We start from the raw sequence: 23,708 nt of genomic DNA, 5'->3' as shown, positions 1-23,708 counted from the left end.
AACTTTTTAGCTGTGGGTATCCCAAAGCCTAGCGCTGCGCCTCACTAGTTGATCGGCGCGTCGACCCAGCGCAGATCATCGACAATGCCGCGGGCAGCGACCATACCCTCGCCGGTCTGCCATACCTGGTCGTTGACGACGAAGACCCGGTTGTCACGGTTGGCGGACAGCTTGCGCCATGGGTCGCTATCCAGGATGACGGCTGCGCGTTCCGCGGCTGCTTCCGACGCGCACGACAGGTAGACGATATCGGCGTCGGCCGCCGAGAAGTCCGGTGATTTCGCCAGGTCGGCGGCCGTGGTGCCGATCTCGATGTAGGCCTTGTCGGTGAACCGCTGAGACGGCGGTCGGTCGACGCCGACCGCGCTCAGCACGCTGGCCGGGAAGTTGTTGGCGCCGTATATCCGCATGGTGTTGGCGGTCAGCTGCACGATCGATGCTTGGAAGTGGGTCGCGTCATGCTTGGTCCCGACCTGGGTGGCGTGTTCGGCGAACCCGGTGATCAGCGCGTCCACCGCGGCGATACGGGCCGTGGCGGCACCGACACCACGCAGGTTATTTTCCCAGTCCGCGCCCGGTGCCGCGGTAAACACCGTCGGGGCGATTGCCGCCAGCTGCGGATACAACTGCGGCGTCAAACCCTGCGAACCCAGGATCAGATCCGGGTGAGCCGCCGCAATGGCGCCCAGGTCGGGGGCGCTGCGAGTACCGACACCGGGCAGATCATGCACGGTCGTGCCCAGATAGGAAGGTTGACTTGAGGAGCCGTTCGGCAACGCGGCGGCGACGATCCGCGATTGCAGGCCCAGCGCGCACAGCGCGTCGAGCTGGTCACCGGAGAGCACCACGATGCGCTGCGCCTCCGCCGGCACCGCCACCATCTCCGGGCTGACTCCCGCCGCATTGTGCGCTGGTCGGGTCGGTGGCCCCGGATCGGCCGCGGCCGCCGCACGCGCGCACGACTCATCCGGCTTTCTGTCGTTTCCCAGCACCCCGGCGCCGGCGATCTGGGTGGTGGGCGTGATCATCGATCGTGACGCCTTATGGGCCGGTTGATCGGAGCCGCAACCACTGGACGCTGCGATCACGGCTGCCGCTACGGCGACAGCGACAGTGGATCGCGTCCCGCCGAACAGCACGCGTTCGACGGTAGCACTCGGCCAGCCGTCGACCCCGATTCGCGCGGGCGGAAAGCGTTGGTCTGCAACGGCCCGCCGGCGGAGTCTGGCATTTACGACGGTTTGTAGGACCAGGCCTGCCGCCAGCCTGATCGAGGGCTAAGATGCCTCTCAATACTGGGTTTTGGCCCGGTCCGGGCTGGATGTTTGGAGGAGTGCGTTGACAGCCGAAGCGCCCCCGCTGGGAGAACTCGAAGCCATTCGTCCTTACCCGGCCCGCACCGGTCCCAAGGGGAGCCTGGTCTACAAGCTGATCACCACCACCGATCACAAGATGATCGGCATCATGTACTGCGTCGCGTGCATAAGCTTTTTCTTCATCGGTGGCCTGCTGGCGTTGTTGATGCGGACCGAGCTGGCCGCACCCGGTCTGCAGTTCTTGTCGAATGAGCAGTTCAACCAGTTGTTCACCATGCACGGCACGATCATGCTGCTGTTCTATGCCACGCCGATTGTGTTTGGTTTCGCCAACCTGGTGCTGCCGCTGCAGATCGGCGCACCCGACGTGGCCTTCCCCCGGCTGAACGCCTTTTCGTTCTGGCTGTTCGTATTTGGCGCCACCATCGGGGCAGCCGGCTTCATCACTCCGGGCGGGGCCGCGGACTTCGGGTGGACCGCCTACACGCCGCTGACCGACGCCATTCACTCGCCCGGCGCCGGGGGCGACCTGTGGATCATGGGTTTGATCGTTGCGGGTCTGGGCACCATCCTGGGCGCGGTCAACATGATCACCACCGTGGTGTGTATGCGCGCACCCGGGATGACGATGTTCCGGATGCCGATCTTCACCTGGAACATCATGGTGACGTCCATCCTGATATTGATTGCGTTCCCGCTGCTCACGGCGGCATTGTTCGGGCTGGCCGCCGACCGGCATCTGGGAGCTCACATCTATGACGCCGCCAATGGCGGAGTCCTGCTGTGGCAGCACCTGTTTTGGTTCTTCGGCCACCCCGAGGTCTACATCATCGCGCTGCCGTTTTTCGGGATCGTCTCGGAGATCTTCCCGGTGTTTTCCCGCAAGCCGATCTTCGGTTACACCACGCTGGTCTATGCGACGCTGTCGATCGCCGCGTTGTCGGTCGCGGTATGGGCGCACCACATGTTCGCGACCGGAGCCGTCCTGCTTCCCTTCTTCTCTTTCATGACGTATCTGATCGCGGTGCCGACCGGGATCAAGTTTTTCAACTGGATCGGCACCATGTGGAAGGGGCAATTGACCTTTGAAACCCCGATGTTGTTTTCGGTGGGCTTCATGGTCACCTTCTTGCTGGGCGGACTCACCGGTGTGCTGCTGGCCAGCCCGCCGCTGGACTTCCACGTCACCGATAGCTATTTCGTGGTTGCACACTTTCACTACGTGCTGTTCGGCACGATCGTTTTCGCCACCTTCGCCGGCATCTATTTCTGGTTCCCCAAGATGACCGGCCGGCTGCTCGACGAGCGGTTGGGCAAACTGCACTTCTGGTTGACGTTCATCGGTTTTCACACCACGTTCCTGGTGCAGCACTGGTTGGGCGACGAGGGTATGCCGCGTCGCTACGCCGACTACCTACCCACCGACGGCTTCCAGGGTCTCAACGTCGTCTCGACGATCGGGGCCTTCATCCTGGGTGCGTCGATGTTCCCGTTCGTGTGGAACGTCTTCAAGAGCTGGCGCTACGGCGAGGTGGTCACCGTCGACGACCCGTGGGGGTACGGGAATTCGCTGGAGTGGGCGACAAGTTGTCCGCCGCCGCGGCACAACTTCACCGAGCTGCCTCGCATCCGCTCCGAGCGTCCCGCGTTCGAACTGCACTACCCGCATATGGTGGAACGCCTTCGCGCCGAGGCCCACGTCGGGCGTCATCATGACGAGCCCGCCATGGTGACTTCGAGCTGATGGGGCCGTACCGGTTGGGCCCCATCTGAGGGTGAGCATGCCAGCCAAGGTGTCGGTGCTGATCACGGTCACCGGCATGGATCAGCCAGGCGTGACATCCGCGCTCTTCGAGGTGCTCGCGCAGCACGGAGTCGAGCTGCTCAACGTGGAACAAGTGGTGATCCGGGGCCGGCTCACGCTGGGTGTGCTGGTGTCGTGCCCGCTGGACGTTGCCGACGGTACCGCGCTGCGCGACGACGTCGCGGCCGCCATCCACGGGGTGGGTCTAGACGTCGCCATCGAGCGCAGCGACGATCTGCCAATCATTCGGCAACCGTCCACCCACACCATTTTCGTGCTGGGACGCCCGATTACCGCCGGAGCGTTCAGCGCGGTGGCCAGGGAAGTGGCCGCACTCGGCGTCAACATCGACTTCATCCGCGGCATTTCCGACTACCCGGTCACCGGCCTGGAGTTGCGGGTCTCGGTGCCGCCTGGATGCGTGGGTCCGCTGCAGATCGCCCTGACCAAGGTGGCCGCCGAAGAGCATGTCGATGTGGCCGTCGAGGACTACGGCTTGGCTTGGCGCACCAAACGCCTGATCGTCTTCGACGTCGACTCCACGCTGGTCCAAGGCGAGGTCATCGAGATGCTGGCAGCCCGTGCGGGTGCCCAGGGACAGGTCGCCGCGATCACCGAGGCCGCGATGCGTGGTGAGCTGGACTTCGCCGAGTCGCTGCAGCGTCGTGTTGCCACCTTGGCGGGGCTGCCCGCGACGGTGATAGACGACGTCGCCGAGCAGCTCGAACTGATGCCTGGTGCTCGGACCACGATCCGGACCTTGCGGCGTCTGGGTTTTCGCTGCGGTGTGGTTTCCGGCGGCTTTCGGCGGATCATCGAGCCGCTCGCACGCGAGTTGATGTTGGATTTCGTTGCGTCCAACGAGCTGGAAATCGTCGATGGCATTCTTACCGGCCGGGTCGTGGGGCCGATTGTTGACCGGCCCGGCAAGGCCAAGGCGCTTCGGGACTTCGCGAGCCAGTATGGGGTGCCGATGGAGCAGACCGTCGCGGTCGGCGACGGCGCCAACGATATCGACATGCTGGGCGCGGCCGGGCTGGGAATCGCATTCAACGCCAAGCCGGCGTTGCGTGAGGTCGCCGATGCGTCGTTGAGCCATCCGTACCTGGACACGGTGTTGTTCTTGTTGGGCGTGACTCGCGGTGAGATCGAGGCCGCCGACGCCGGCGACTGTGGGGTGCGTCGCGTCGAAATCCCGGCCGACTAGGTTGCTCGCGGAGCATGCGGCACGATAGTCGGGTGCTCGACAACGGCGGCCCTGATGCGGCCGACCCCGACCTGCTGATCGACTTCCGAAACGTGTCCCTGCGCCGTTATGGGCGCACGCTGGTCGGCCCGCTGGATTGGGCGGTCGAACTCGACGAACGCTGGGTGATCGTCGGCCCCAACGGGGCCGGCAAGACGTCATTGCTGCGCATTGCCGCCGCGGCTGAGCATCCGTCGTCGGGCGTGGCCTTTGTGCTCGGTGAGCGGCTAGGCCGGGTTGACGTCTCGGAACTGCGTGCTCGGGTCGGGCTCAGTTCCTCGGCGCTGGCGGAGCGGGTGCCCGGCGATGAACGCGTCCGCGATCTTGTCGTCTCCGCCGGCTATGCAGTGTTGGGCCGGTGGCGCGAGCGCTACGAGGCCGTCGACTACCACCGCGCGATCGACATGCTGGAGAGCCTGGGCGCTGAGCATTTGGCCAACCGCACATACGGAACACTGTCGGAGGGCGAGCGCAAGCGAGTGCTGATTGCGCGGGCTTTGATGACAGATCCAGAGCTGCTGCTGCTCGACGAACCCGCCGCCGGCCTGGACTTAGGTGGCCGAGAGGAATTGGTCGCCCGGCTGGCCGACCTGGCAGCCGACCCTGACGCGCCCGCGCTGGTTCTGGTCACCCACCACGTCGAGGAGATTCCGCCCGGCTTCAGCCATTGCCTGCTGCTGTCGGAGGCCCGGGTGGTTGCCGCGGGCTTGCTTCCCGACGCGCTGACCGCCGAGAACCTGTCCACCGCGTTTGGCCAGGAGATCACGCTGGAGGTGGCCGACGGGCGATATTTCGCCCGACGGCGTCGCAGCCGAGCAGCCCATCGGAGACAGTCATGAATTCACCTCGCGAGCCACTGGTACCCCCGCCTACACCGAGGCCGGCGGCGACCGTGATGTTGGTCCGCGACCCGGACGCCGGATCAGCGTCCGGTCTGGCCGTCTTCTTGATGCGGCGGCACGCTGCGATGGATTTCGCCGCCGGGGTAATGGTGTTTCCCGGCGGGGGAGTCGACGACCGCGACCGCGACGCCGACTTGGGCCGGCTGGGGGCATGGGCCGGTCCGCCGCCGCAGTGGTGGGCGCAGCGGTTCGGCATCGAGCCTGATCTCGCCGAAGCCTTGGTCTGCGCGGCGGCCCGCGAGACGTTCGAGGAGTCGGGGGTGCTATTCGCCGGGCCGGTCGATCAGGACCATTCGGCACCGAACAGCATCGTCTCGGATGCCTCGGTGTACGGCGACGCGCGTCGCGCACTGGCCGACCGGACGCTGTCCTTCGCGGACTTCCTGCAGCGGGAAAAGCTGGTGCTGCGATCCGACCTGCTACGGCCCTGGGCCAACTGGGTCACCCCGGAGGCCGAACTGACCCGGCGCTACGACACCTACTTCTTTGTGGGTGCCCTACCTGAAGGTCAGCGCGCCGACGGCGAGAACACCGAATCCGACCGGGCTGGTTGGGTGTTGCCAGCCGACGCTATCGCCGACTTCGCCGCCGGCCGCAACTTCTTGCTGCCGCCGACCTGGACGCAACTGGACTCGCTGGCCGGTCATACCGTTGCCGACGTGCTGGCCGTCGAACGCCAAATTGTCCCGGTGCAGCCACAGCTGGCCCGCAACGGCGACAACTGGGAGATCGAGTTCTTCGATTCCGACCGCTATAACCAGGCCCGGAGATCGGGCGGATCGACCGGGTGGCCGCTGTGACGCCAACGGTGCCCGAGTTCGTCAACGTCGTGGTCAGTGACGGCTCCCAGGATGCCGGCCTGGCCATGTTGCTCCTATCGCGACCGCCTACCAACGCGATGACCCGCCAGGTCTACCGGGAAGTGGTCGCCGCGGCCAACGAGCTGGGGCGACGCGACGACGTGGCCGCAGTGATCCTGTATGGCGGCCACGAAATCTTCTCCGCCGGCGACGACATGCCCGAACTGCGGACATTGAGCGCGCAGGAGGCCGACACCGCCGCCCGGATTCGGCAGCAGGCCGTCGACGCCGTTGCGGCGATCCCCAAGCCGACCGTGGCCGCCATCACCGGATACGCGTTGGGTGCCGGCCTTACGCTGGCCCTAGCCGCCGATTGGCGAGTCAGCGGTGACAACGTGAAATTCGGCGCGACCGAGATCCTGGCCGGCCTGATCCCCAGCGGCGACGGAATGGCCCGGCTGACCCGTGCGGCCGGTCCGAGCAGAGCCAAGGAGCTGGTGTTCAGCGGGCGCTTCTTCGACGCCGAGGAGGCCTTGGCGCTGGGCCTGATCGACGACATGGTGGCCCCAGACGACGTTTACGACGCCGCGGCGGCCTGGGCGAGGCGCTTTCTTGACGGCCCGCCGCACGCGCTGGCCGCGGCCAAAGCCGGGATCAGCGACGTCTACGAGCTGGCGCCGGCCGAGCGGATCGCCGCTGAGCGTCGGCGCTATGTCGAGGTTTTCGCCGCTGGTCAAGGTGGTGGCAGCAAGGGTGACCGGGGCGGCCGTTAGGCTCGCCTATATGACGAGGAGTTCAAACATCCCCGCCGACGCCACTCCCAATCCACATGCCACGGCCGAGCAGGTGGCCGCAGCTCGGCACGACAGCAAGCTCGCCCAGGTGCTCTACCACGACTGGGAAGCCGAGAACTACGACGAGAAGTGGTCGATCTCTTATGACCAGCGTTGCGTCGACTACGCCCGCGGCCGGTTCGACGCGATCGTGCCTGATGAGGTCATCGCGCAGCTGCCCTACGACCGCGCACTGGAACTGGGCTGTGGAACCGGATTCTTCCTGCTCAACTTGATCCAGGCTGGCGTTGCCCGGCGTGGATCGGTCACCGACCTCTCACCCGGCATGGTCAAGGTCGCCACCCGCAATGGGCAGGCGCTGGGGCTAGACATCGACGGCCGGGTCGCCGACGCCGAGGGCATCCCGTACGACGACGACGCTTTCGACCTCGTGGTCGGGCATGCGGTGCTGCACCACATTCCCGACGTCGAGCTGTCGTTGCGGGAGGTGGTTCGGGTACTCAAGCCGGGCGGGCGCTTCGTGTTCGCCGGCGAGCCGACCACCGTCGGCGACGGCTACGCTCGCACACTGTCCACGCTGACCTGGCGTGTCGTCACCAACGCTACCAAGCTGCCCGGTCTGAGAGGCTGGCGCCGACCACAAGGCGAGCTCGATGAGTCCTCGCGCGCCGCGGCGCTGGAGGCCCTGGTCGACCTGCACACATTCACGCCCCAGGACCTGCAGCGGATCGCGCACAACGCGGGTGCAGTCGAGGTCGCGACCGCCACCGAGGAGTTCACCGCGGCGATGCTGGGTTGGCCGTTGCGCACGTTTGAGTGCACGGTGCCGCCAGGGCGGCTGGGCTGGGGTTGGGCGCGCTTCGCCTTCACCAGCTGGAAGACTCTGGGCTGGGTGGACGCCAACGTCTGGCGGCATGTGGTGCCGAAGGGCTGGTTCTACAACGTGATGCTTACCGGGGTTAAGCCGTCCTGACCAGCGGCTTCACTGGTCTCACGTTCACCGCCGCCGACGTCAGCTATCTGCTGTCAGAATCGGGTGCGGTTGCGCTGGCCGCGGTCGCAGAGCTCGAGCTGACCGCTGCCACTCGCATTGCCGACATCGCCGCGGTGCGCGCCCGGTTTGGCGATCGGGCGCCGTGGCTGGTGGAGACGACGCTGCTGCGCCGCCGCGCCGCCGGCAAACTGGGCGAGCTGTGCCCGAACGTTGGGGTGTCGCAATGGCTATTCACCGATGAGGCGCTGCAGCAGGCTACCGCAGCACCCGTGGCCCGGCACCGGGCCAGGCGACTGGCCGGTCGGGTAGTGCACGACGCGACCTGCTCCATCGGCACCGAGCTGGCCGCGCTGCGCGAGCTAGCTGTCCGGGCGGTCGGCAGCGATATCGACCCGGTGCGGCTGGCCATGGCGCGCCACAACCTGGCCGCCCTGGGAATGGAAGCTGACCTGTGCCGCGCCGATGTGCTGCATCCGGTGACCCGCGACGCGGTCGTCGTCATCGACCCGGCGCGTCGCAGCAACGGGCGGCGACGCTTCCACCTCGCCGACTACCAGCCCGGCCTGGGCCCACTACTGGACCGCTACCGCGGCCGTGATGTGGTCGTCAAGTGCGCTCCCGGAATAGATTTCGAGGAGGTGGGCCGGCTCGGTTTCGAGGGCGAGATCGAGGTGATCTCATACCGCGGTGGGGTTCGAGAAGCATGTCTTTGGTCGGCCGGGTTGGCCGGATCGGGTATCCGCCGTCGAGCCAGCATCCTCGATTCCGGTGAACAAATCGGTGACGACGAGCCCGACGACTGCGGTGTGCGGCCCGCCGGGAAATGGATCGTCGACCCCGACGGCGCCGTCATCCGTGCCGGCCTGGTACGCAACTACGGCGCCCGGCATGGGCTGTGGCAGCTCGATCCCCAAATCGCTTACCTGTCCGGTGACCGGCTGCCGCCTGCGTTGCGCGGGTTCGAGGTGCTCGAGCAGCTGGCCTTCGACGAGCGTCGGCTGCGTCAGGTGCTGTCAGCGCTGGATTGCGGGGCAGCCGAAATCCTGGTGCGCGGCGTTGCGATCGATCCCGACGCTCTGCGGCGACGGCTCCGGCTGCGGGGCAGCAGACCGCTGGCGGTGGTCATCACCCGCATCGGTACCGGGTCCTTGAGCCATGTGACCGCCTATGTGTGTCGGCCGTCCCGGTAGCGGCACGGGTAGGCTGGCGGCGGTCACCCCTAAGCTGCGCCAACGCCTTTGGTCTGCGAGGACGATGAGACGATGCGTTATCTGATAGCGACCGCAGTGCTCGTTGCTGTGGTCCTGGTGGGCTGGCCGGCGGCTGGTGCGCCGCCGTCATGCGCCGGCCTGGGCGGCACTCTGCAGGCCGGCCAGATCTGCCATGTGCACGCCTCGGGCCCTAAGTACATGCTGGATATGACATTTCCTGTCGACTATCCCGACCAGCAGGCGCTGACCGACTACATCACGCAAAACCGCGACGGGTTCGTCAACGTCGCGCAGGGGTCCCCGCTGCGAGACCAGCCCTACCAAATGGACGCCACCAGCGAACAGCACAGCTCCGGCCAGCCGCCGCACGCCACCCGCAGCGTAGTGCTCAAATTCTTCCAGGACCTCGGTGGGGCACATCCGTCCACCTGGTACAAGGCCTTCAACTACAACCTCGCGACCTCGCAGCCCATCACCTTCGACACGTTGTTCGTGCCCGGCACCACGCCACTGGACAGCATCTACCCCATCGTTCAGCGCGAGCTGGCACGTCAGACCGGTTTCGGTGCCGCGATATTGCCTTCGACCGGCCTCGACCCGGCTCACTACCAGAACTTTGCTATCACCGACGACAGTCTGATTTTCTACTTCGCCCAGGGTGAGCTGCTGCCGTCGTTTGTCGGCGCTTGCCAAGCCCAGGTGCCGCGCAGCGCCATTCCGCCGCTGGCAATCTAAGGTGCGAAGCTGTAGACCTGGCCGTCGCTGGTGGCGGTCACCACCCGGCGGTCGTTGCCAACCGATACCCCGACGGGATAGCCGGTCGCTCCGGGTAGCGGATAGCTGTTGACCGTGTGGCCGTTGGCCGGATCGAAGACCAGCAACGACAAACCGGGCGTGCCATCGTGGTGTGGACCGCTGATGACCGTATAGCCGACGCCGGTGCCGGCCAGACTCGCGGTCGACAGCGCAGTAACGTCGTCGCGTCGCCAGGCCCCCTCGGCGTGATCACCGGCATCCCGGAACGCCGCCAGCGCGGTGTCGGGGCCCCCGCCGGACACGATCAGTCCATGTGGGGTCAGTGCGGGCGGCGTCTGCGCCAGAAAGCCCAGGGGAGCTGACCACTTCGCTTTCCCGTCGGCGGCGTTGAGTGCCCATAGCCGGTGGTCGCGCCCATTGACGTAGACCGTCGATCCGTCGGCGGAGAGCACCGGGCTGGCCAGCACGCCCGCGCTGACAGCGTCACTGGTCCACTCGCGGACGAGTTGCTCAGCGTGGTATTTCAGCCCGACCAGCTTCGCGGCCGGTTCGCCCGGCTGCCAGACGCTGACCACCACCGTCCCGTTGACCGACGAGAACGCAGGGGCGGCCGCGACCGGGCAGCCCGGCCGGGCCGGCGCACAGTCGGCCAGTCCGCGTGTCGCATCGGTGGGATCGATGCCGTCCACCAGGTCCACCGGACTGCCGACCACCATGCCGCGGCGGGTATCGAATACCAGCAGCTGCCCCAGGTGTGTACTCACGAGCAGGCGACCATGCCCCAGAAACCGCGGGGTGGACGGCATCCCGATCACGGGCTGGCGCCAGCGCGTCCACTGGGTCGGCGGAAAGGAGATTATCGCTCCCGGCTGGCCGACATAGAGGTTGTCGAAGCCGTCGAACAACGGGCCGGCGAAGCCGCCGCCCTGGACCAGCCGCACACACCAGCGCTGCCGGCCGTTGTTGTCGTTCTGCCACTCCATCAGCGAACACCCGGCCGGGGTCTGCCCGTTTAACGCGAGGTACCCGCGTGCGCTCAGGGCTGGTCCGGCAGCCAAGCTTCCTTTGACCGAACGCGTCCACCGCAGCGTGAGATTGGTGGCGCCATTCGTCGTGGTGTAGCTGCTGTTGGCGGCGTCGCCGTATTGTGCGGGCCAGCCTTGTGCGGGGGCCGCCTCAACCCACGAGTCGGCACTTCCACAACCGCCCAGCCCGACCGCGATTACGGCGGCCGCAACGGCCGCCGGAAGGCGTCGCGCAAGCGCCTTATCCTTTCGCAGGTTCCCAGATCCTTCCGCTACGTGGGTCGCTCATCGGCGGGCCCGGCCGAATGAGTACAGGTGAGGGTAACCGCTACAAATGAAGTTGGTCAGTGTTGGCCAACTGTGTAATGGTTGCCCGGCTCGGGTCACCACGTACATTCTGGCAAGGCGGGCGAGATTCGGTTCCTCGCGTCCTTGGCCGGTGGCGGTTCCCGGTTGTCGGTGGGCGTGTCGTGTACGTGGTGTAAGTGTCGCGAACGTCCTCAGTTTGGGCTCGTCATGGGGCGTGGTGTGCGGCCGGGCGCCGATCACCACCCCCGCGGGGGCGGCCACCGGCTTCACCTCGCGCGCCGATGCGCATTCTCCGATACGCCCAAACAGGTCCGACAGCTAAGCTAAGCTCTGCGCCCATGACAACCATGTGGGGTGCTCCGCTTCATCGCCGGTGGCGAGGATCGCGGCTGCGCGACCCACGTCAGGCCAAATTTCTTACGCTGGCATCGCTGAAGTGGGTGCTGGCCAACCGCGCCTACACCCCGTGGTATCTGGTGCGGTACTGGCGACTGCTGAAATTCAAGCTGGCCAACCCGCACATCATCACCCGCGGCATGGTGTTTCTCGGCAAGGGTGTGGAGATCCACGCGACACCGGAACTTGCGCAGCTGGAGATCGGCCGCTGGGTGCACATCGGGGACAAGAACACGATCCGCGCCCACGAGGGTTCGCTGCGGTTCGGCGACAAGGTGGTGCTGGGCCGGGACAACGTCATCAACACCTATCTCGACATCGAGATCGGGGACTCGGTGCTAATGGCCGACTGGTGCTATATCTGCGATTTCGACCACCGGATGGACGACATCACGCTGCCGATCAAGGACCAGGGCATTATCAAGAGTCCGGTGCGGATCGGGCCCGACACTTGGATCGGCGTGAAGGTGAGCGTGCTGCGCGGCACCACCATCGGACGAGGTTGCGTGCTCGGCTCGCACGCGGTGGTCCGCGGCGTCATTCCCGACTATTCGATCGCGGTCGGGGCGCCGGCCAAGGTGGTCAAGAACCGCCAGCTGTCCTGGGAGGCATCGGCCGCGCAGCGCGCTGAGCTAGCCGCTGCCTTGGCCGACATCGAACGCAAGAAGGCGGCCCGCTAGCTCGGACCACCCTAAAGCCGGTGGAGCTCCGGCGACCATCCACATCGGGTACGCGAAATTGGCTGCCGGGCAGCCGATTCACGGTGAGCCTACTCGTGGTGGTCATCGACCTTGAAATCGAAGTTGACATCGCCGGCGTCAACGCTGGTGACAATCACCGAGATGCCATACGTTTTGCTGCCGTCGGTCAGTCGACACCGCAGTTTGGCTCCCTCGACGCCCTTCAGATTGTCGGGGCAGGTCACCGAATCGGGCCTGGCGCCCACCCGCTGGAACAGTTTGTCGCTGATGATGTTGGCAACCTGGTTCTTGTCGACGGTCTCCACCATGTCGAACTTGACGTCGCTACCGTCGACACTGGTCACGGTGACGTTGACGTTGAACGTGCGGTCCTTGATCTTCATGTCGCAATTCAGCTCGGCCCCGACCTCTGCCGGGAGATCGCTTGGGCACGTCACCGATTCGGGCTTGTTGCCGGCGGCGTCTGTCATCTTGGCGGTGATCTGCCGGGCGACCTCGGCCTTGCTCACCGAGTGCGAGTGCGACGTTCCGATCGAAAACGAGCAGGCTGTGGGAATGGCGATCAGGGCCGTGGCGGTACCTGAGGCCAGCAGCGTGCGAACGATCGAGTGAGCCATGTCGCCTCCCTGGCATCTGAAACTGCGAATTCGCCGATCATGGCATGTCAAACGGCGTCTTCGATACCGAATCGATAAAGGGGGTTGACCTCCGGCAGATAATTGTGCGCCGGTGCGGCTTGGATGCAGGCGCCTCCAGGCCGAGTCGGGTTGTGCCCAGCACGGGGCGCTCGGCGAACTAGCCGCTGAGCGCGGCGACCAGCCCTTCGGGGTCCGCGACGGTCACTGTCAGCGCCGAATGGTCCCGCAGTCCAATCACGCGGTGGATTCGCGGCTCGAAGTGGATGCAGACACCGGCAGCTGCGTTGGTTCCGAACGTGAGTCCGTCGTCGACCATCGACAGTCGGGGGCCCACCGCTGTCCACCATCGGTATGGGCCGGTGATATGCGCATCGCGGACGCTAGACAGTGGCGCCTCGACGCGAAACGGCCCGTAGCGTGCGACGAAGCGGCCATCCTCGGTCAGGGTCACGCCTTGGTTGCCCGGCCATCGAAACGGTAGCCACATAGGCGCCAGTCGAAGATCGTAGCGATAGGGGAAGTGGAGCCCCTGGTCCTGCGGTTTCACTGCGGTGCTCCGATCATCACGTCCCTGCCACGGCTCATCGCAGCGTAGTCCTGCTCGACGACACCGAATGTCGGTGTTGGCCGGTGCGAGTTCGCGAGCCCCACGCGCCGAGCAAGAGCCGCAGTTTGGCGAAGACCGAACGTCTGTTACTAGCGGTCAGGAAGAGCGTGCTCGACGATGGGCAACCGGGGCTGCGGCTGCCGTTCGCCGCGTTTGGCCGCCAGGTACACCTGCGCGGTCGCGGTGGCCACCGTCTGCCAGTCGAAGTCGGAGGTGAGCCGTTGCCGGGCGGCTCGTGCGCGCCGCTGCGCGGCGGCCGGATCGTCGAGCACGCTACGCACCGCGGCGGCCAGCCCCGCTACGTCGCGGGGTGCACACGACACCCCGGTCTGTCCATTGATGACCGCTTCACCCAGACCGCCGATGTTGGACGTCACCAGCGGGGTGCCGGCCGCGGCGGCCTCCAGTGCCACCAGCCCAAACGGTTCGTAGTGGCTGGGCAGCACCGCGGCGTCGGCTCGGTGTAGCAACGCCAGCAGCTCGTTGTGGTCGAGGTGTCCGACGAACCTGGTTGCTCTGAGCACCCGGTGTTTGCGGGCCTGATCGATCAGCCAATCCTGCTGGGTGCCTTCGCCGGCGATGGTCAGTGTGGTGCCTGGGTGAGTGCGCCTGAGCCGCGGCAGCGCGGCGATGGCGTCGTGCACGCCCTTCTCGTACTCCAGCCGCCCCACATAGAGCAATTCGGCTGGCCCGGTGCGCGGGCGGCGGGCCGCGAACGGCCAGCGCGCCGCGTCAATGCCGTTACGGATCACGGTGATCTCGGCCAGCCCGGGCCCGAACAGCTCGGTGATCTCGTCGTTCATCGACGCCGAGCATGTGATCAGCGAATCGGATTCACGCACCAGCCACGACTCGACCGCGTGCACCTGACGGCTGAGAGCTCCGGAGACCCAACCGGAATGTCGACCGGCTTCCGTTGCATGAATCGTGGAAACCATTGGCACGTCATAGAACTGGGCAAGGGCGATCGCCGGATGGGCCACCAGCCAGTCGTGTGCGTGCACGATGTCAGGACGCCACGAGCGGTCGGTGCCACGTTTCTTTAAGCGCAGCCCGGCGCGGATCATGGCGTGGCCCATCGCCAGGGTCCAGGCCATCATGTCGTTGCCGAACGTGAACTCGTGCGGGTCCTGCGCGGCCGCAATCACCCGGACCCCTTCGGTCACCTCATCGGAGGATGGGTGTGTGCTGGGATCGGTGCCCGACGGACACCGGGACAACACGACGACATCGTGACCGGCTGCGGCTAGCGCGGTCGACAGATGATGCACGTGGCGGCCGAGTCCGCCGATCACCACCGGCGGGTACTCCCACGACACCATGAGGATCCTCATGCGCGCGGCCGGTTCCACCGGTGCGAGGCGTTCACTTTGGCAGCCTCCGAGCGTCCAGGGCGCCGAACAGACCGTCGGCGCGGTTCCACCCTTCGGCGAGCCGCCGTGCGGTGTCGCGTCGGCCCGCGGCCAGCGCGCCGGCGATCTCCCGGGTGGCGTGTGCGTGCAGGTGAGCACGATAGCGGGCGTAGTCGGCGGCGGAGTCCTTGCTCACCATGAACGGCCAGTCGCTGGACACGGTGAGCAGGGTCTCGCGCAGGATCTGATCAGCAACGTGATCGCGAGGCAGCGGTCCGTCCAGGGATGCCGTCTGGGCCAGCGCCTTGTCGATGGTGGTCAACGCGGTATCGACCACTTCGCTGTTGAGCTGGACCAGATCAGCCACCTTGGCACCGCTCCACACCTGCCAGTCCTTGCCGGAGCCCCAAGAGCTGGGTGGCAATTCGACCGGGTCGCCGACGAATCCGTCGGCGATCGCATCGCTCAGGGTGCCCACCCGGACACCGGCGGCGGGTAAGGCCCGCAATACCCGTTGCAGCCAGGTTGGGCCCTCGTACCACCAGTGGCCGAACAACTCGGTGTCGAAGGCGGCGATCACGTGGGCGGGCCGGCCGATGCGCTCGGACTCACAGAGCAGCCGGTTGCGCACCACATCGACGAAATCGGCAACATGGACGTCGACGGCGCGGTCAGCGCGCTTGGGATCGTAGGGTGCCTTTTGCTCCGACGGCACGTTACGCCCGGTGACCCTGGCCGGTTTGAGTCCGGTCAGGTGGTCATAGGTGTGGAAGTCGCGGTAGGCGGCGTGCCCGGGGTAGCCGGATTTCGGTGACCACACCCGGTAGCTGACCTGCAAGTCGCGACCGAAGGCGACCACATCGGTTTTCCCCACCGGCCGGCCCAGCGCGGTGTCGCCGTGCAGCGACGGGCCATCGACCATGAAGTGACTGACCCCCGCGGTGGCGTAGTCGACCTCCATCCCCGGGGCGTAGGCGCATTCGGGCGCCCAGATCCCCTTTGGGCGGTGGCCCAGCCGCAGCTGAGCATCGGCGAGGCCTTCGCGCAGCGCGAACTCGCGCAGCCGCGGTGCGAGCAGCGGCTGGAACGGGTGGGCAAGTGGGCCACCGAGCAGCTCCACCGTGCCGGCGTCGATCAGGCCGCGCAGCAGCGGGCTGCCGCCGTGCCGCCACCGCGTGGCGAAGTCGTCGAGCGCGCGAGCCGCATCGGCACATTCGCGAATCCCAAAGGCCCGCAACGCCTCCGGTGTGCATGACGGATAGTCAGCCGACTTCGACTGACGGGCATACCGCACGCTGGCGGCCTCTTCGGCGCGCAGCTGCCAGTTGGCCAGCCAGTGATGCACACCGTTGAGGCAGTATGGGTCGTCGAGCTGGGCGTTGACCACCGGCGTCATCCCGAGGGTGATCAACCGGTGCCGGTTCTCGTCGGCCAGCGCGGCCAGCACCTGCAGCAGCGGCAGGTAGGCCGCCGCCCACGACTGATAGAGCCATTCCTCGCCGACCGGCCAGCGCCCGTGGTGGGCCAGCCAGGGCAGGTGAGTGTGCAGAACAAGCGTGAACAGGCCGGGCACCGGGCTTGCGGACGTGTTCAAGGCCGCACCGCGATCGCGATCAGATCCAGGCTGTCATCGATGTCACGGTCGTGGCCCGCTGCCACCATCTCGAAGTCGGCGGTGGTGACCGCCGCGACGTCTGCGGCCAGCTCGGGTGGCCACGGTGCGTCGGCCACCGCCCGCGCAATCTGTGCGTCGATGATGGAGCCGCCGTGGCGGGCGTCCATGTCGCGCAGGCGTGGGCCATGAAACAACCCGCACATGGCCACATCGACGAATCCCGCGTCGATCAACAGCGAAGTGAGCTCGTCGGCATTGAGCTCGCGGGTGTGGAATGGGTTGATCGGGGTATCGCGGCCGGGAGAGAAGGTGATCCGGTTGGGGGTGGACACCATCAGCAGTCCCGAGCCCCGTAGTACCCGGGCGCACTCGCGAACGAATTGGGCTTGATCCCACAGATGCTCGATGACCTGGAAGTTGACCACGACGTCTACCGACGCGTCGGGCAATGGCAGTTCGGCCAGGTTTGCTTGCATCACCTCCACTCGGGGATAGCGGCTACGGACATGGGCCACCGCGGTCTCGTCGTAGTCCACCGCGATGACCTGGCGAGCGACGCCGGCGATCAGGTCGGCGCCATATCCCTCGCCGCAGCCGGCTTCCAGCACGTCGCGGGCCGTGCAGCGGGGTGCCAGCCGTTGGTAGACGACCTGGTGGCGGCGAAACCAGTAGTTCTCGATGTCCAGATCGGGGATGGTGCGCTCGCCGGTCAGCGTCAACACCGCAGGGCTAGCCGTGGAGGCCGACGGCGGGTTGTCGCCTCGGCTATGGCGGGGAACGTGGGGAACGAATGCGCACATTGTTAAGGCAGGCTAACCCGTGGCATCGGATTCGCGAACCGGGCACCGGGAGTATCCGCCGGTCGTGGGCGAGGCACAGGCGTGGGAACCTGCTCTACCACCCGCTATGGTGTGAGGGCGCACCACGCGAACTTACCGAATAGTAATATCGCTGTGCGGTTGCAAAACGTGTGACCGAGGTTCCGCAGTCGAGCGCTGCGGGCCGCCTTCGAGGAGGACGAACCACAGTCATGACGAACATCGTGGTCCTGATCAAGCAGGTCCCAGATACCTGGTCGGAGCGCAAGCTGACCGACGGCGATTTCACGCTGGACCGCGAGGCCGCCGACGCGGTGCTGGACGAGATCAACGAGCGCGCCGTGGAGGAAGCGCTACAGATTCGGGAGAAAGAGGCCGCCGACGGCATCGAAGGGTCGGTAACCGTGCTGACCGCGGGCCCCGAGCGCGCCACCGAGGCGATCCGCAAGGCGCTGTCGATGGGGGCCGACAAGGCCGTCCACCTCAAGGACGACGGCATGCACGGCTCGGACGTCATCCAAACCGGGTGGGCTTTGGCGCGCGCGTTGGGCACCATCGAGGGCACCGAGCTGGTGATCGCAGGCAACGAATCCACCGACGGGGTGGGCGGTGCGGTGCCGGCCATCATCGCCGAGTACCTGGGCCTGCCGCAGCTCACCCACCTGCGCAAAGTGTCGATCGAGGGCGGCAAGATCACCGGCGAGCGTGAGACCGATGAGGGCGTATTCACCCTCGAGGCCACGCTGCCCGCGGTGATCAGCGTCAACGAGAAGATCAACGAGCCGCGCTTCCCGTCCTTCAAAGGCATCATGGCCGCCAAGAAGAAGGAAGTTACCGTGCTGACCCTGGCCGAGATCGGTGTCGAGAGCGACGAGGTGGGGCTGGCCAACGCCGGATCCACCGTGCTGGCGTCGACGCCCAAACCGGCCAAGACTGCCGGGGAGAAGGTCACCGACGAGGGTGAAGGCGGCAACCAGATCGTGCAGTACCTGGTTGCCCAGAAAATCATCTAAGACATACGCACCTCCCAAAGACGAGAGCGATATAACCCATGGCTGAAGTACTGGTGCTCGTTGAGCACGCTGAAGGCGCGTTAAAGAAGGTCAGCGCCGAATTGATCACCGCCGCCCGCGCCTTGGGCGAGCCAGCCGCCGTCGTCGTCGGTGTGCCGGGGACGGCCGCGCCGCTGGTGGACGGGCTTAAGGCGGCCGGTGCCGCCAAGATCTACGTCGCCGAGTCCGACCTCGTCGACAAATACCTGATCACCCCGGCGGTCGACGTGCTGGCCGGGCTGGCCGAGTCCTCGGCCCCGGCCGGCGTACTAATCGCCGCCACCGCGGACGGCAAGGAGATCGCCGGCCGACTTGCGGCTCGGATCGGCTCGGGTCTGCTGGTCGACGTGGTCGACGTGAGAGAAGGTGGAGTGGGTGCGCACAGCATCTTCGGTGGGGCGTTCACCGTCGAAGCGCAGGCCAACGGCGACACCCCGGTGATCACCGTGCGCGCAGGAGCCGTGGAGGCGGAGCCAGCCGCCGGCGCCGGTGAGCAGGTCAGCGTGGAAGTGCCGGCTGCGGCGGAGAACGCCGCCAGGATCACCGCGCGCGAACCGGCGGTCGCCGGCGACCGGCCGGAGCTGACCGAGGCGACCATTGTGGTGGCCGGTGGCCGCGGTGTCGGCAGCGCGGAGAACTTCAGCGTGGTCGAGGCGCTGGCCGACTCGCTGGGCGCCGCGGTCGGGGCCTCGCGTGCCGCGGTCGACTCCGGCTACTACCCGGGCCAGTTCCAGGTCGGCCAGACCGGTAAGACGGTGTCGCCCCAGCTCTACATTGCCCTGGGCATCTCTGGGGCGATCCAGCACCGCGCTGGCATGCAGACGTCTAAGACCATCGTCGCTGTCAACAAGGACGAAGAGGCGCCGATCTTCGAGATCGCCGACTACGGGGTCGTGGGAGACCTGTTCAAGGTCGCTCCGCAGCTGACCGAGGCCATCAAGGCCCGCAAGGGTTAGCTTTCCTGGGCGAGCTGGGGGTACCACCCGCTTTCGCGTCTGCTCACCCAGCCCGACAGTTCGTCATCTGACGTGCACCGACACGTCACAACGTTGATGCCGATTAGCTGATCGGCTGCGCCACGTTGGTGCCATGAGCAACGCTTCTGTCCTCATACCCAGCGACAAACCGCACGGAGCGGCGGCAATATCGTCCACCGGACCGCACTATTCCCTATTGCTATCCACCGATCCCAGCCTGATCGAGGCCGCGCAGCGGCTGCGCTACGACGTGTTCAGCACCACACCGGGCTTCGCGCTGCCGGCAACGAACCAGGTGTATCGCGACGTGGACCGGTTCGACGAGTACTGCGATCACCTGCTGGTCCGCGACGACGACACCGGTGAGCTGGTGGGTTGCTACCGGATGCTGGCACCCGCGGGTGCCATCGCCGCCGGAGGACTCTACACCGCGACCGAGTTCGACGTTCGCGCGTTCGACCCGCTGCGACCATCGCTGGTGGAGATGGGCCGCGCCGTGGTGCGCGAGGGGCACCGCACCGGTGCGGTGGTGCTGTTGATGTGGGCGGGCATCCTGGCCTACCTGGACCGATACGGCTACGACTATGTGACCGGCTGCGTGTCGGTACCAATCGGCGGGGACGGTGAAACGCCGGGCAGCCGGCTGCGCGGCGTGCGCGACTTCATCCTCAACCGGCATGCCGCGCCGCCGCAGTGCCGGGTGTACCCCTACCGGCCGGTGCGCGTGGACGGGAGGTCCCTCGACGACATTCTCCCGCCGCCACGGCCAGCAGTTCCGCCGCTGATGCGCGGTTACCTGAGGCTGGGCGCGCGGGCCTGCGGGGAGCCGGCGCACGACCCGGACTTTGGCGTGGGCGACTTCTGCCTGCTACTGGATAAGGACCACGCCGATACCCGATATCTGCGACGACTGCGGTCGGTTGCGGCGGCCTGGGAAATGGTGAACGACGCGCGATGAGCGCTCCCGCAGTCACCGAACACTCCTGGTTGCCCCGCGCAACGTGCGACGTCAGCTGCGTGAGTGTCGGCGACGCTGCGCAGGTGCGGCGGCCGCTGGTGGTGCTGCGGGTAGCGCTTCGCGTCATGTTGGCGCTGCTCCTGGTACCGGGAGTGCCGTTGGTGGTGATGCCACTGCCGGGCCGAACGCGGGTGCAACGCATCTACTGCCGGTTGGTGCTGCGCTTTTTCGGTGTCCGGATCACGGTGTCGGGTAGTCCAATTCGGAACCTCCGCGGAGTCCTGGTAGTCAGCGGGCACGTGTCCTGGTTGGACGTCTTCTGCATCGGTTCGGTGTTGCCCGGGTCGTTCGTCGCGCGCGCCGATATGTTCACCGGACGGGCTATCGGATTCGTGGCGCGCATGCTGAAGATCATTCCGATCGAGCGGGCCAGCCTGCGGCGGCTTCCCGGGGTTGTCGATACCGTCGCGCGTCGGCTGCGCGCCGGTCAGACGGTGGTGGCCTTCCCCGAGGGCACCACCTGGTGCGGTCGGCCGGGCGACGATGCCGGCCGTCCAGCGGCCCGAGCGGGAGCCGGGTGCTCGCATCGCGGTTGTGGGGCTTTCTATCCGGCGATGTTCCAGGCCGCAATCGATGCCGGCCGCCCGGTGCAGCCACTCCGGTTGACATATCACCACGTCGACGGCACCGTCTCGACCGCTCCGGCCTTTGTCGGCGACGACACCTTGGTGCGGTCGGTTTGCCGGCTGCTGACCGTACGCCGCACGCTGGCCTGGGTGTGCGTCGAGTCTTTGCAGCTGCCAGGTACCGATCGTCGGAATCTCGCGCGCCGTTGCCAGTCAGCGGTGCTTGCGGGAGCCTCGCGGCAGCCGGGGCAACGCCTAGGCCGCCGGCACGTGCCGGTGGCCTAAGTGGTCTGGCCCCAGCCAGATTGCCCAGCTGCCGCTGCGGTCGTGGCCTGCGCGCACGTTCTACGTCGCCGGCCGGACCAGTATTCTAGGTGCGTCATGGCCTACCTGGATCACGCCGCCACCACCCCGATGCACCCCGCCGCCATCGAGGCGATGGCGGCCGTGCTGGGCACCATCGGCAACGCGTCGTCGCTGCACACCAGCGGGCGCTCGGCGCGCCGGCGGATCGAGGAGGCCCGTGAGCTGATCGCGGACAAGCTAGGCGCTCGTCCGTCCGAGGTGATCTTCACCGCGGGCGGCACCGAAAGCGACAACCTGGCTGTCAAAGGTATCTATTGGGCACGCCGCGATGCGGAGCCGCACCGCCGTCGCATCGTCACCACCGAGGTGGAACACCACGCCGTACTGGACTCGGTGAACTGGCTCGTGGAACACGAAGGCGCCCATGTGACCTGGCTGCCGACCGCCGCCGACGGCTCGGTGTCGGCAACTGCGCTGCGCGAGGCACTGCAGAGCCACGACGACGTCGCGCTGGTATCGGTGATGTGGGCCAACAACGAGGTCGGAACTATTCTACCGATCGCCGAAATGTCAGTTGTCGCCATGGAATTCGGCGTCCCGATGCACAGTGATGCCATTCAGGCGGTGGGACAGCTCCCGCTTGACTTCGGGGCCAGCGGGCTGTCGGCGATGAGCGTGGCCGGGCACAAATTCGGTGGCCCGCCAGGAGTGGGTGCGTTGCTGCTGCGCCGCGACGTCACCTGCGTGCCCCTTATGCACGGCGGTGGGCAGGAGCGCGATATTCGTTCCGGCACACCCGATGTCGCCAGTGCAGTTGGAATGGCGACGGCCGCGCAGATCGCGGTGGACGGACTCGAGGAAAACAGCGCGCGGTTACGGCTGCTGCGGGATCGTCTGGTCGAGGGTGTGCTGGCTGAGATTGACGATGTTTGCCTTAACGGCGCCGATGACCCGATGCGGCTAGCGGGTAACGCGCACTTCACTTTCCGTGGCTGCGAAGGCGATGCGCTGTTGATGTTGTTGGACGCCAACGGAATCGAGTGCTCAACTGGATCGGCCTGCACGGCAGGTGTAGCGCAGCCCTCGCATGTGTTGATTGCAATGGGCGTCGACGCGGCCAGCGCCCGCGGATCATTGCGTCTCTCGCTGGGGCACACCAGTGTTGAGGCTGACGTCGATGCCGCGTTGGAGGTGCTTCCCCCGGCGGTGGCACGTGCACGGCGGGCCGCCCTAGCCGCCGCGGGAGCATCCCGGTGAAAGTTCTCGCCGCGATGAGCGGTGGCGTCGACTCGTCTGTTGCTGCCGCCCGCATGGTCGATGCCGGACACGAGGTGGTCGGAGTGCACATGGCGCTATCGACCGCGCCCGGCACGCTGCGCACCGGCTCGCGGGGCTGTTGTTCCAAAGAGGACGCTGCAGACGCACGCCGCGTCGCCGATGTGCTCGGAATCCCGTTTTATGTTTGGGATTTCGCAGAGAAGTTCAAAGAGGACGTGATCAACGACTTCGTGTCGTCGTATGCCCGCGGGGAAACTCCGAACCCTTGCGTGCGGTGCAATCAGCAGATCAAGTTCGCTGCTCTGTCCGCCAGGGCTGTGGCGTTGGGTTTCGATACGGTGGCCACCGGCCACTACGCCCGGCTGTCGGGTGGGCGGCTGCGCCGCGCCGTCGACCGGGACAAGGATCAGTCTTATGTGCTTGCCGTGCTCACTGCGCAGCAGCTGCGCCGCGCCGCGTTCCCGATCGGCGACACGCCGAAGCGGCAGATCCGTGCTGAGGCGGCCCGCCGCGGCCTGGCGGTCGCCAACAAGCCGGATAGCCACGACATCTGCTTCATACCGTCCGGGAACACCAAGGCTTTTTTGGGTGAGCGCATCGGGGTTCGCCGTGGTGTGGTGGTTGACGCGGATGGTGTGGTGCTGGCTTCCCATGATGGGGTGCACGGGTTCACCATCGGGCAGCGTAAGGGCCTGGGCATCGCCGGGCCGGGCCCGAATGGTCGTGCGCGCTATGTCACGGCGATCGACGCCGACACCGCCACCGTTCACGTAGGTGACGTGACCGACCTTGATGTGCAAACGCTGACTGGGCGTGCGCCCGTCTTCACCGCCGGAGCCGCGCCGTCAGGACCCGTTGACTGCGTGGTCCAAGTGCGTGCGCACGGTGAAACCGTCAGTGCGGTAGCGGAATTGATCGGCGATGCGCTTTTCGTGCAGTTGCATGCCCCGCTGCGCGGCGTGGCGCGCGGCCAGACGCTGGTGCTCTACCGACCTGACCCAGCCGGTGATGAGGTGCTCGGCAGCGCGACCATCGCCGGCACTTCAGGGTTGTCGACTGGCGGCAACCCCGGGGCTTGACTCGGCGCCAAATCACTCGTAGAAACCCGGCGACTGGCTAGCCGGGCGGCTGCTTGGGTCCGCCGATAGAGACCGGGATGTCGCCCGACGACGGGCAGCCGGGTTGCGTGGGACGGGGCGGGGGTCGGGCAGCCCAAGCAACGGGCTA

22 protein-coding genes are annotated in these 23,708 nt (G+C 66.6%); 15 read left to right on the top strand and 7 right to left on the bottom strand.

Annotated elements, in window-relative coordinates; genetic code table 11:
• Positions 1 to 44: 44 nt before the first annotated feature.
• Positions 45 to 1,139: an iron-siderophore ABC transporter substrate-binding protein gene (locus MCAN_RS16145; RefSeq protein WP_015288425.1), complete on the bottom strand. Its 1,095-nt coding sequence runs from the start codon at positions 1,137 to 1,139 to the stop codon at positions 45 to 47.
• 199 nt (positions 1,140 to 1,338) lie between these two features.
• Here MCAN_RS16145 and ctaD point away from each other — a divergent pair, with 199 nt between their 5' ends.
• The 8 genes from ctaD to MCAN_RS16100 all read left to right on the top strand — a co-directional run bounded on the left by ctaD (position 1,339) and on the right by MCAN_RS16100 (position 9,802).
• On the top strand, positions 1,339 to 3,060 hold the full coding sequence (gene ctaD, locus MCAN_RS16135; RefSeq protein ID WP_003415946.1) for an aa3-type cytochrome oxidase subunit I: 1,722 nt from the start codon (positions 1,339 to 1,341) through the stop codon (positions 3,058 to 3,060).
• Between the two features lie 37 nt (positions 3,061 to 3,097).
• Positions 3,098 to 4,327 carry a phosphoserine phosphatase SerB gene (serB, locus tag MCAN_RS16130; protein ID WP_003415945.1) on the top strand — a complete coding sequence of 410 codons (1,230 nt, stop codon included), beginning with the start codon at positions 3,098 to 3,100 and terminating at the stop codon, positions 4,325 to 4,327.
• Between the two features lie 14 nt (positions 4,328 to 4,341).
• Entirely contained in the window at positions 4,342 to 5,205 is an 864-nt protein-coding gene (locus tag MCAN_RS16125) for an ABC transporter ATP-binding protein (RefSeq protein ID WP_014001552.1), read from the top strand.
• Entirely contained in the window at positions 5,202 to 6,068 is an 867-nt protein-coding gene (locus MCAN_RS16120) for an NUDIX hydrolase (protein WP_003415943.1), read from the top strand. Before MCAN_RS16125 ends, MCAN_RS16120 begins: the two co-directional genes overlap by 4 nt.
• Before the next feature lie 8 nt (positions 6,069 to 6,076).
• Positions 6,077 to 6,841 (top strand): enoyl-CoA hydratase, encoded by a 765-nt coding sequence (locus MCAN_RS16115; RefSeq protein ID WP_003415942.1) that lies wholly within the window; start codon positions 6,077 to 6,079, stop codon positions 6,839 to 6,841.
• Between the two features lie 10 nt (positions 6,842 to 6,851).
• Positions 6,852 to 7,835 (top strand): class I SAM-dependent methyltransferase, encoded by a 984-nt coding sequence (locus MCAN_RS16110; protein WP_014001551.1) that lies wholly within the window; start codon positions 6,852 to 6,854, stop codon positions 7,833 to 7,835.
• On the top strand, positions 7,832 to 9,046 hold the full coding sequence (locus MCAN_RS16105) for a class I SAM-dependent methyltransferase (protein WP_178125321.1): 1,215 nt from the start codon (positions 7,832 to 7,834) through the stop codon (positions 9,044 to 9,046). Before MCAN_RS16110 ends, MCAN_RS16105 begins: the two co-directional genes overlap by 4 nt.
• 72 nt (positions 9,047 to 9,118) lie before the next feature.
• The gene (locus MCAN_RS16100; protein WP_014001549.1) at positions 9,119 to 9,802 is read left to right on the top strand and encodes an esterase; all 684 of its coding nucleotides are present in this window, start codon (positions 9,119 to 9,121) and stop codon (positions 9,800 to 9,802) included.
• On the opposite strand, the gene MCAN_RS16095 is transcribed toward MCAN_RS16100, so the two are convergent.
• Positions 9,799 to 11,046: an outer membrane protein assembly factor BamB family protein gene (locus tag MCAN_RS16095; RefSeq protein WP_407635598.1), complete on the bottom strand. Its 1,248-nt coding sequence runs from the start codon at positions 11,044 to 11,046 to the stop codon at positions 9,799 to 9,801. The two genes, MCAN_RS16100 and MCAN_RS16095, sit on opposite strands and share 4 nt — an antisense overlap.
• Positions 11,047 to 11,495: 449 nt before the next feature.
• Between MCAN_RS16095 and MCAN_RS16090 the strand changes: the two genes are divergently transcribed.
• Positions 11,496 to 12,233 (top strand): acyltransferase, encoded by a 738-nt coding sequence (locus tag MCAN_RS16090; protein ID WP_015288424.1) that lies wholly within the window; start codon positions 11,496 to 11,498, stop codon positions 12,231 to 12,233.
• Between the two features lie 89 nt (positions 12,234 to 12,322).
• Here the strand turns inward: MCAN_RS16090 and MCAN_RS16085 are convergent, their stop codons facing one another.
• From MCAN_RS16085 to MCAN_RS16065, 5 genes are all read right to left on the bottom strand, one after another.
• Positions 12,323 to 12,871, bottom strand: a complete 549-nt coding sequence (locus tag MCAN_RS16085; RefSeq protein ID WP_014001546.1) for an anti-apoptotic protein — start codon at positions 12,869 to 12,871, stop codon at positions 12,323 to 12,325.
• A gap of 178 nt (positions 12,872 to 13,049) precedes the next feature.
• Positions 13,050 to 13,439 (bottom strand): hypothetical protein, encoded by a 390-nt coding sequence (locus MCAN_RS16080; RefSeq protein WP_041180138.1) that lies wholly within the window; start codon positions 13,437 to 13,439, stop codon positions 13,050 to 13,052.
• Positions 13,440 to 13,588: 149 nt separating this feature from the next.
• The gene (locus MCAN_RS16075) at positions 13,589 to 14,833 is read right to left on the bottom strand and encodes a glycogen synthase (protein WP_014001545.1); all 1,245 of its coding nucleotides are present in this window, start codon (positions 14,831 to 14,833) and stop codon (positions 13,589 to 13,591) included.
• A gap of 31 nt (positions 14,834 to 14,864) precedes the next feature.
• Complete coding sequence (locus tag MCAN_RS16070) at positions 14,865 to 16,445, bottom strand: 1,4-alpha-glucan branching protein domain-containing protein (RefSeq protein WP_014001544.1); 1,581 nt, start codon at positions 16,443 to 16,445, stop codon at positions 14,865 to 14,867.
• The gene (locus MCAN_RS16065; protein WP_014001543.1) at positions 16,442 to 17,266 is read right to left on the bottom strand and encodes a class I SAM-dependent methyltransferase; all 825 of its coding nucleotides are present in this window, start codon (positions 17,264 to 17,266) and stop codon (positions 16,442 to 16,444) included. Before MCAN_RS16065 ends, MCAN_RS16070 begins: the two co-directional genes overlap by 4 nt.
• Positions 17,267 to 17,496: 230 nt before the next feature.
• On the opposite strand from MCAN_RS16065, the gene MCAN_RS16060 reads away from it, so the two are divergent.
• From MCAN_RS16060 to mnmA, 6 genes are all read left to right on the top strand, one after another.
• Positions 17,497 to 18,297 carry an electron transfer flavoprotein subunit beta/FixA family protein gene (locus tag MCAN_RS16060; RefSeq protein ID WP_003415921.1) on the top strand — a complete coding sequence of 267 codons (801 nt, stop codon included), beginning with the start codon at positions 17,497 to 17,499 and terminating at the stop codon, positions 18,295 to 18,297.
• 38 nt (positions 18,298 to 18,335) lie between these two features.
• A complete protein-coding gene (locus tag MCAN_RS16055; RefSeq protein ID WP_014001542.1) occupies positions 18,336 to 19,292 on the top strand; it encodes an electron transfer flavoprotein subunit alpha/FixB family protein in 957 nt (318 codons plus the stop codon).
• Positions 19,293 to 19,425: 133 nt separating this feature from the next.
• On the top strand, positions 19,426 to 20,271 hold the full coding sequence (locus MCAN_RS16050) for a GNAT family N-acetyltransferase (protein WP_014001541.1): 846 nt from the start codon (positions 19,426 to 19,428) through the stop codon (positions 20,269 to 20,271).
• Positions 20,268 to 21,182, top strand: a complete 915-nt coding sequence (locus MCAN_RS16045; RefSeq protein ID WP_014001540.1) for a lysophospholipid acyltransferase family protein — start codon at positions 20,268 to 20,270, stop codon at positions 21,180 to 21,182. The genes MCAN_RS16050 and MCAN_RS16045 overlap by 4 nt, the downstream gene beginning before the upstream one ends.
• A gap of 96 nt (positions 21,183 to 21,278) precedes the next feature.
• A complete protein-coding gene (locus MCAN_RS16040; RefSeq protein ID WP_014001539.1) occupies positions 21,279 to 22,460 on the top strand; it encodes a cysteine desulfurase family protein in 1,182 nt (393 codons plus the stop codon).
• Entirely contained in the window at positions 22,457 to 23,560 is a 1,104-nt protein-coding gene (gene mnmA, locus MCAN_RS16035; RefSeq protein WP_014001538.1) for a tRNA 2-thiouridine(34) synthase MnmA, read from the top strand. Before MCAN_RS16040 ends, mnmA begins: the two co-directional genes overlap by 4 nt.
• The last annotated feature ends 148 nt before the right edge of the window (positions 23,561 to 23,708 follow it).

Source organism: Mycobacterium canetti CIPT 140010059 (assembly GCF_000253375.1).
Classification (GTDB): Bacteria; Actinomycetota; Actinomycetes; order Mycobacteriales; family Mycobacteriaceae; genus Mycobacterium; species Mycobacterium tuberculosis.
Note: the sequence above shows the minus strand (reverse complement) of the source record. Positions and strands in the feature narration are given on the sequence as shown.

What these genes read in the sequence shown, in the direction of transcription:
- serB (WP_003415945.1), top strand. Translation starts at nt 3,098, where the DNA reads ATGCCAGCCAAGGTGTCGGTGCTGATCACGGTCACCGGCATGGATCAG.
- MCAN_RS16110 (WP_014001551.1), top strand. Translation starts at nt 6,852, where the DNA reads ATGACGAGGAGTTCAAACATCCCCGCCGACGCCACTCCCAATCCACAT.
- MCAN_RS16120 (WP_003415943.1), top strand. Translation starts at nt 5,202, where the DNA reads ATGAATTCACCTCGCGAGCCACTGGTACCCCCGCCTACACCGAGGCCG.
- MCAN_RS16055 (WP_014001542.1), top strand. Translation starts at nt 18,336, where the DNA reads ATGGCTGAAGTACTGGTGCTCGTTGAGCACGCTGAAGGCGCGTTAAAG.
- MCAN_RS16060 (WP_003415921.1), top strand. Translation starts at nt 17,497, where the DNA reads ATGACGAACATCGTGGTCCTGATCAAGCAGGTCCCAGATACCTGGTCG.
- MCAN_RS16100 (WP_014001549.1), top strand. Translation starts at nt 9,119, where the DNA reads ATGCGTTATCTGATAGCGACCGCAGTGCTCGTTGCTGTGGTCCTGGTG.
- MCAN_RS16125 (WP_014001552.1), top strand. Translation starts at nt 4,342, where the DNA reads ATGCGGCACGATAGTCGGGTGCTCGACAACGGCGGCCCTGATGCGGCC.
- MCAN_RS16045 (WP_014001540.1), top strand. Translation starts at nt 20,268, where the DNA reads ATGAGCGCTCCCGCAGTCACCGAACACTCCTGGTTGCCCCGCGCAACG.
- MCAN_RS16065 (WP_014001543.1), bottom strand. Translation starts at nt 17,266, where the DNA reads ATGTGCGCATTCGTTCCCCACGTTCCCCGCCATAGCCGAGGCGACAAC.
- MCAN_RS16050 (WP_014001541.1), top strand. Translation starts at nt 19,426, where the DNA reads ATGAGCAACGCTTCTGTCCTCATACCCAGCGACAAACCGCACGGAGCG.
- MCAN_RS16085 (WP_014001546.1), bottom strand. Translation starts at nt 12,871, where the DNA reads ATGGCTCACTCGATCGTTCGCACGCTGCTGGCCTCAGGTACCGCCACG.
- MCAN_RS16040 (WP_014001539.1), top strand. Translation starts at nt 21,279, where the DNA reads ATGGCCTACCTGGATCACGCCGCCACCACCCCGATGCACCCCGCCGCC.
- MCAN_RS16090 (WP_015288424.1), top strand. Translation starts at nt 11,496, where the DNA reads ATGACAACCATGTGGGGTGCTCCGCTTCATCGCCGGTGGCGAGGATCG.
- MCAN_RS16075 (WP_014001545.1), bottom strand. Translation starts at nt 14,833, where the DNA reads ATGAGGATCCTCATGGTGTCGTGGGAGTACCCGCCGGTGGTGATCGGC.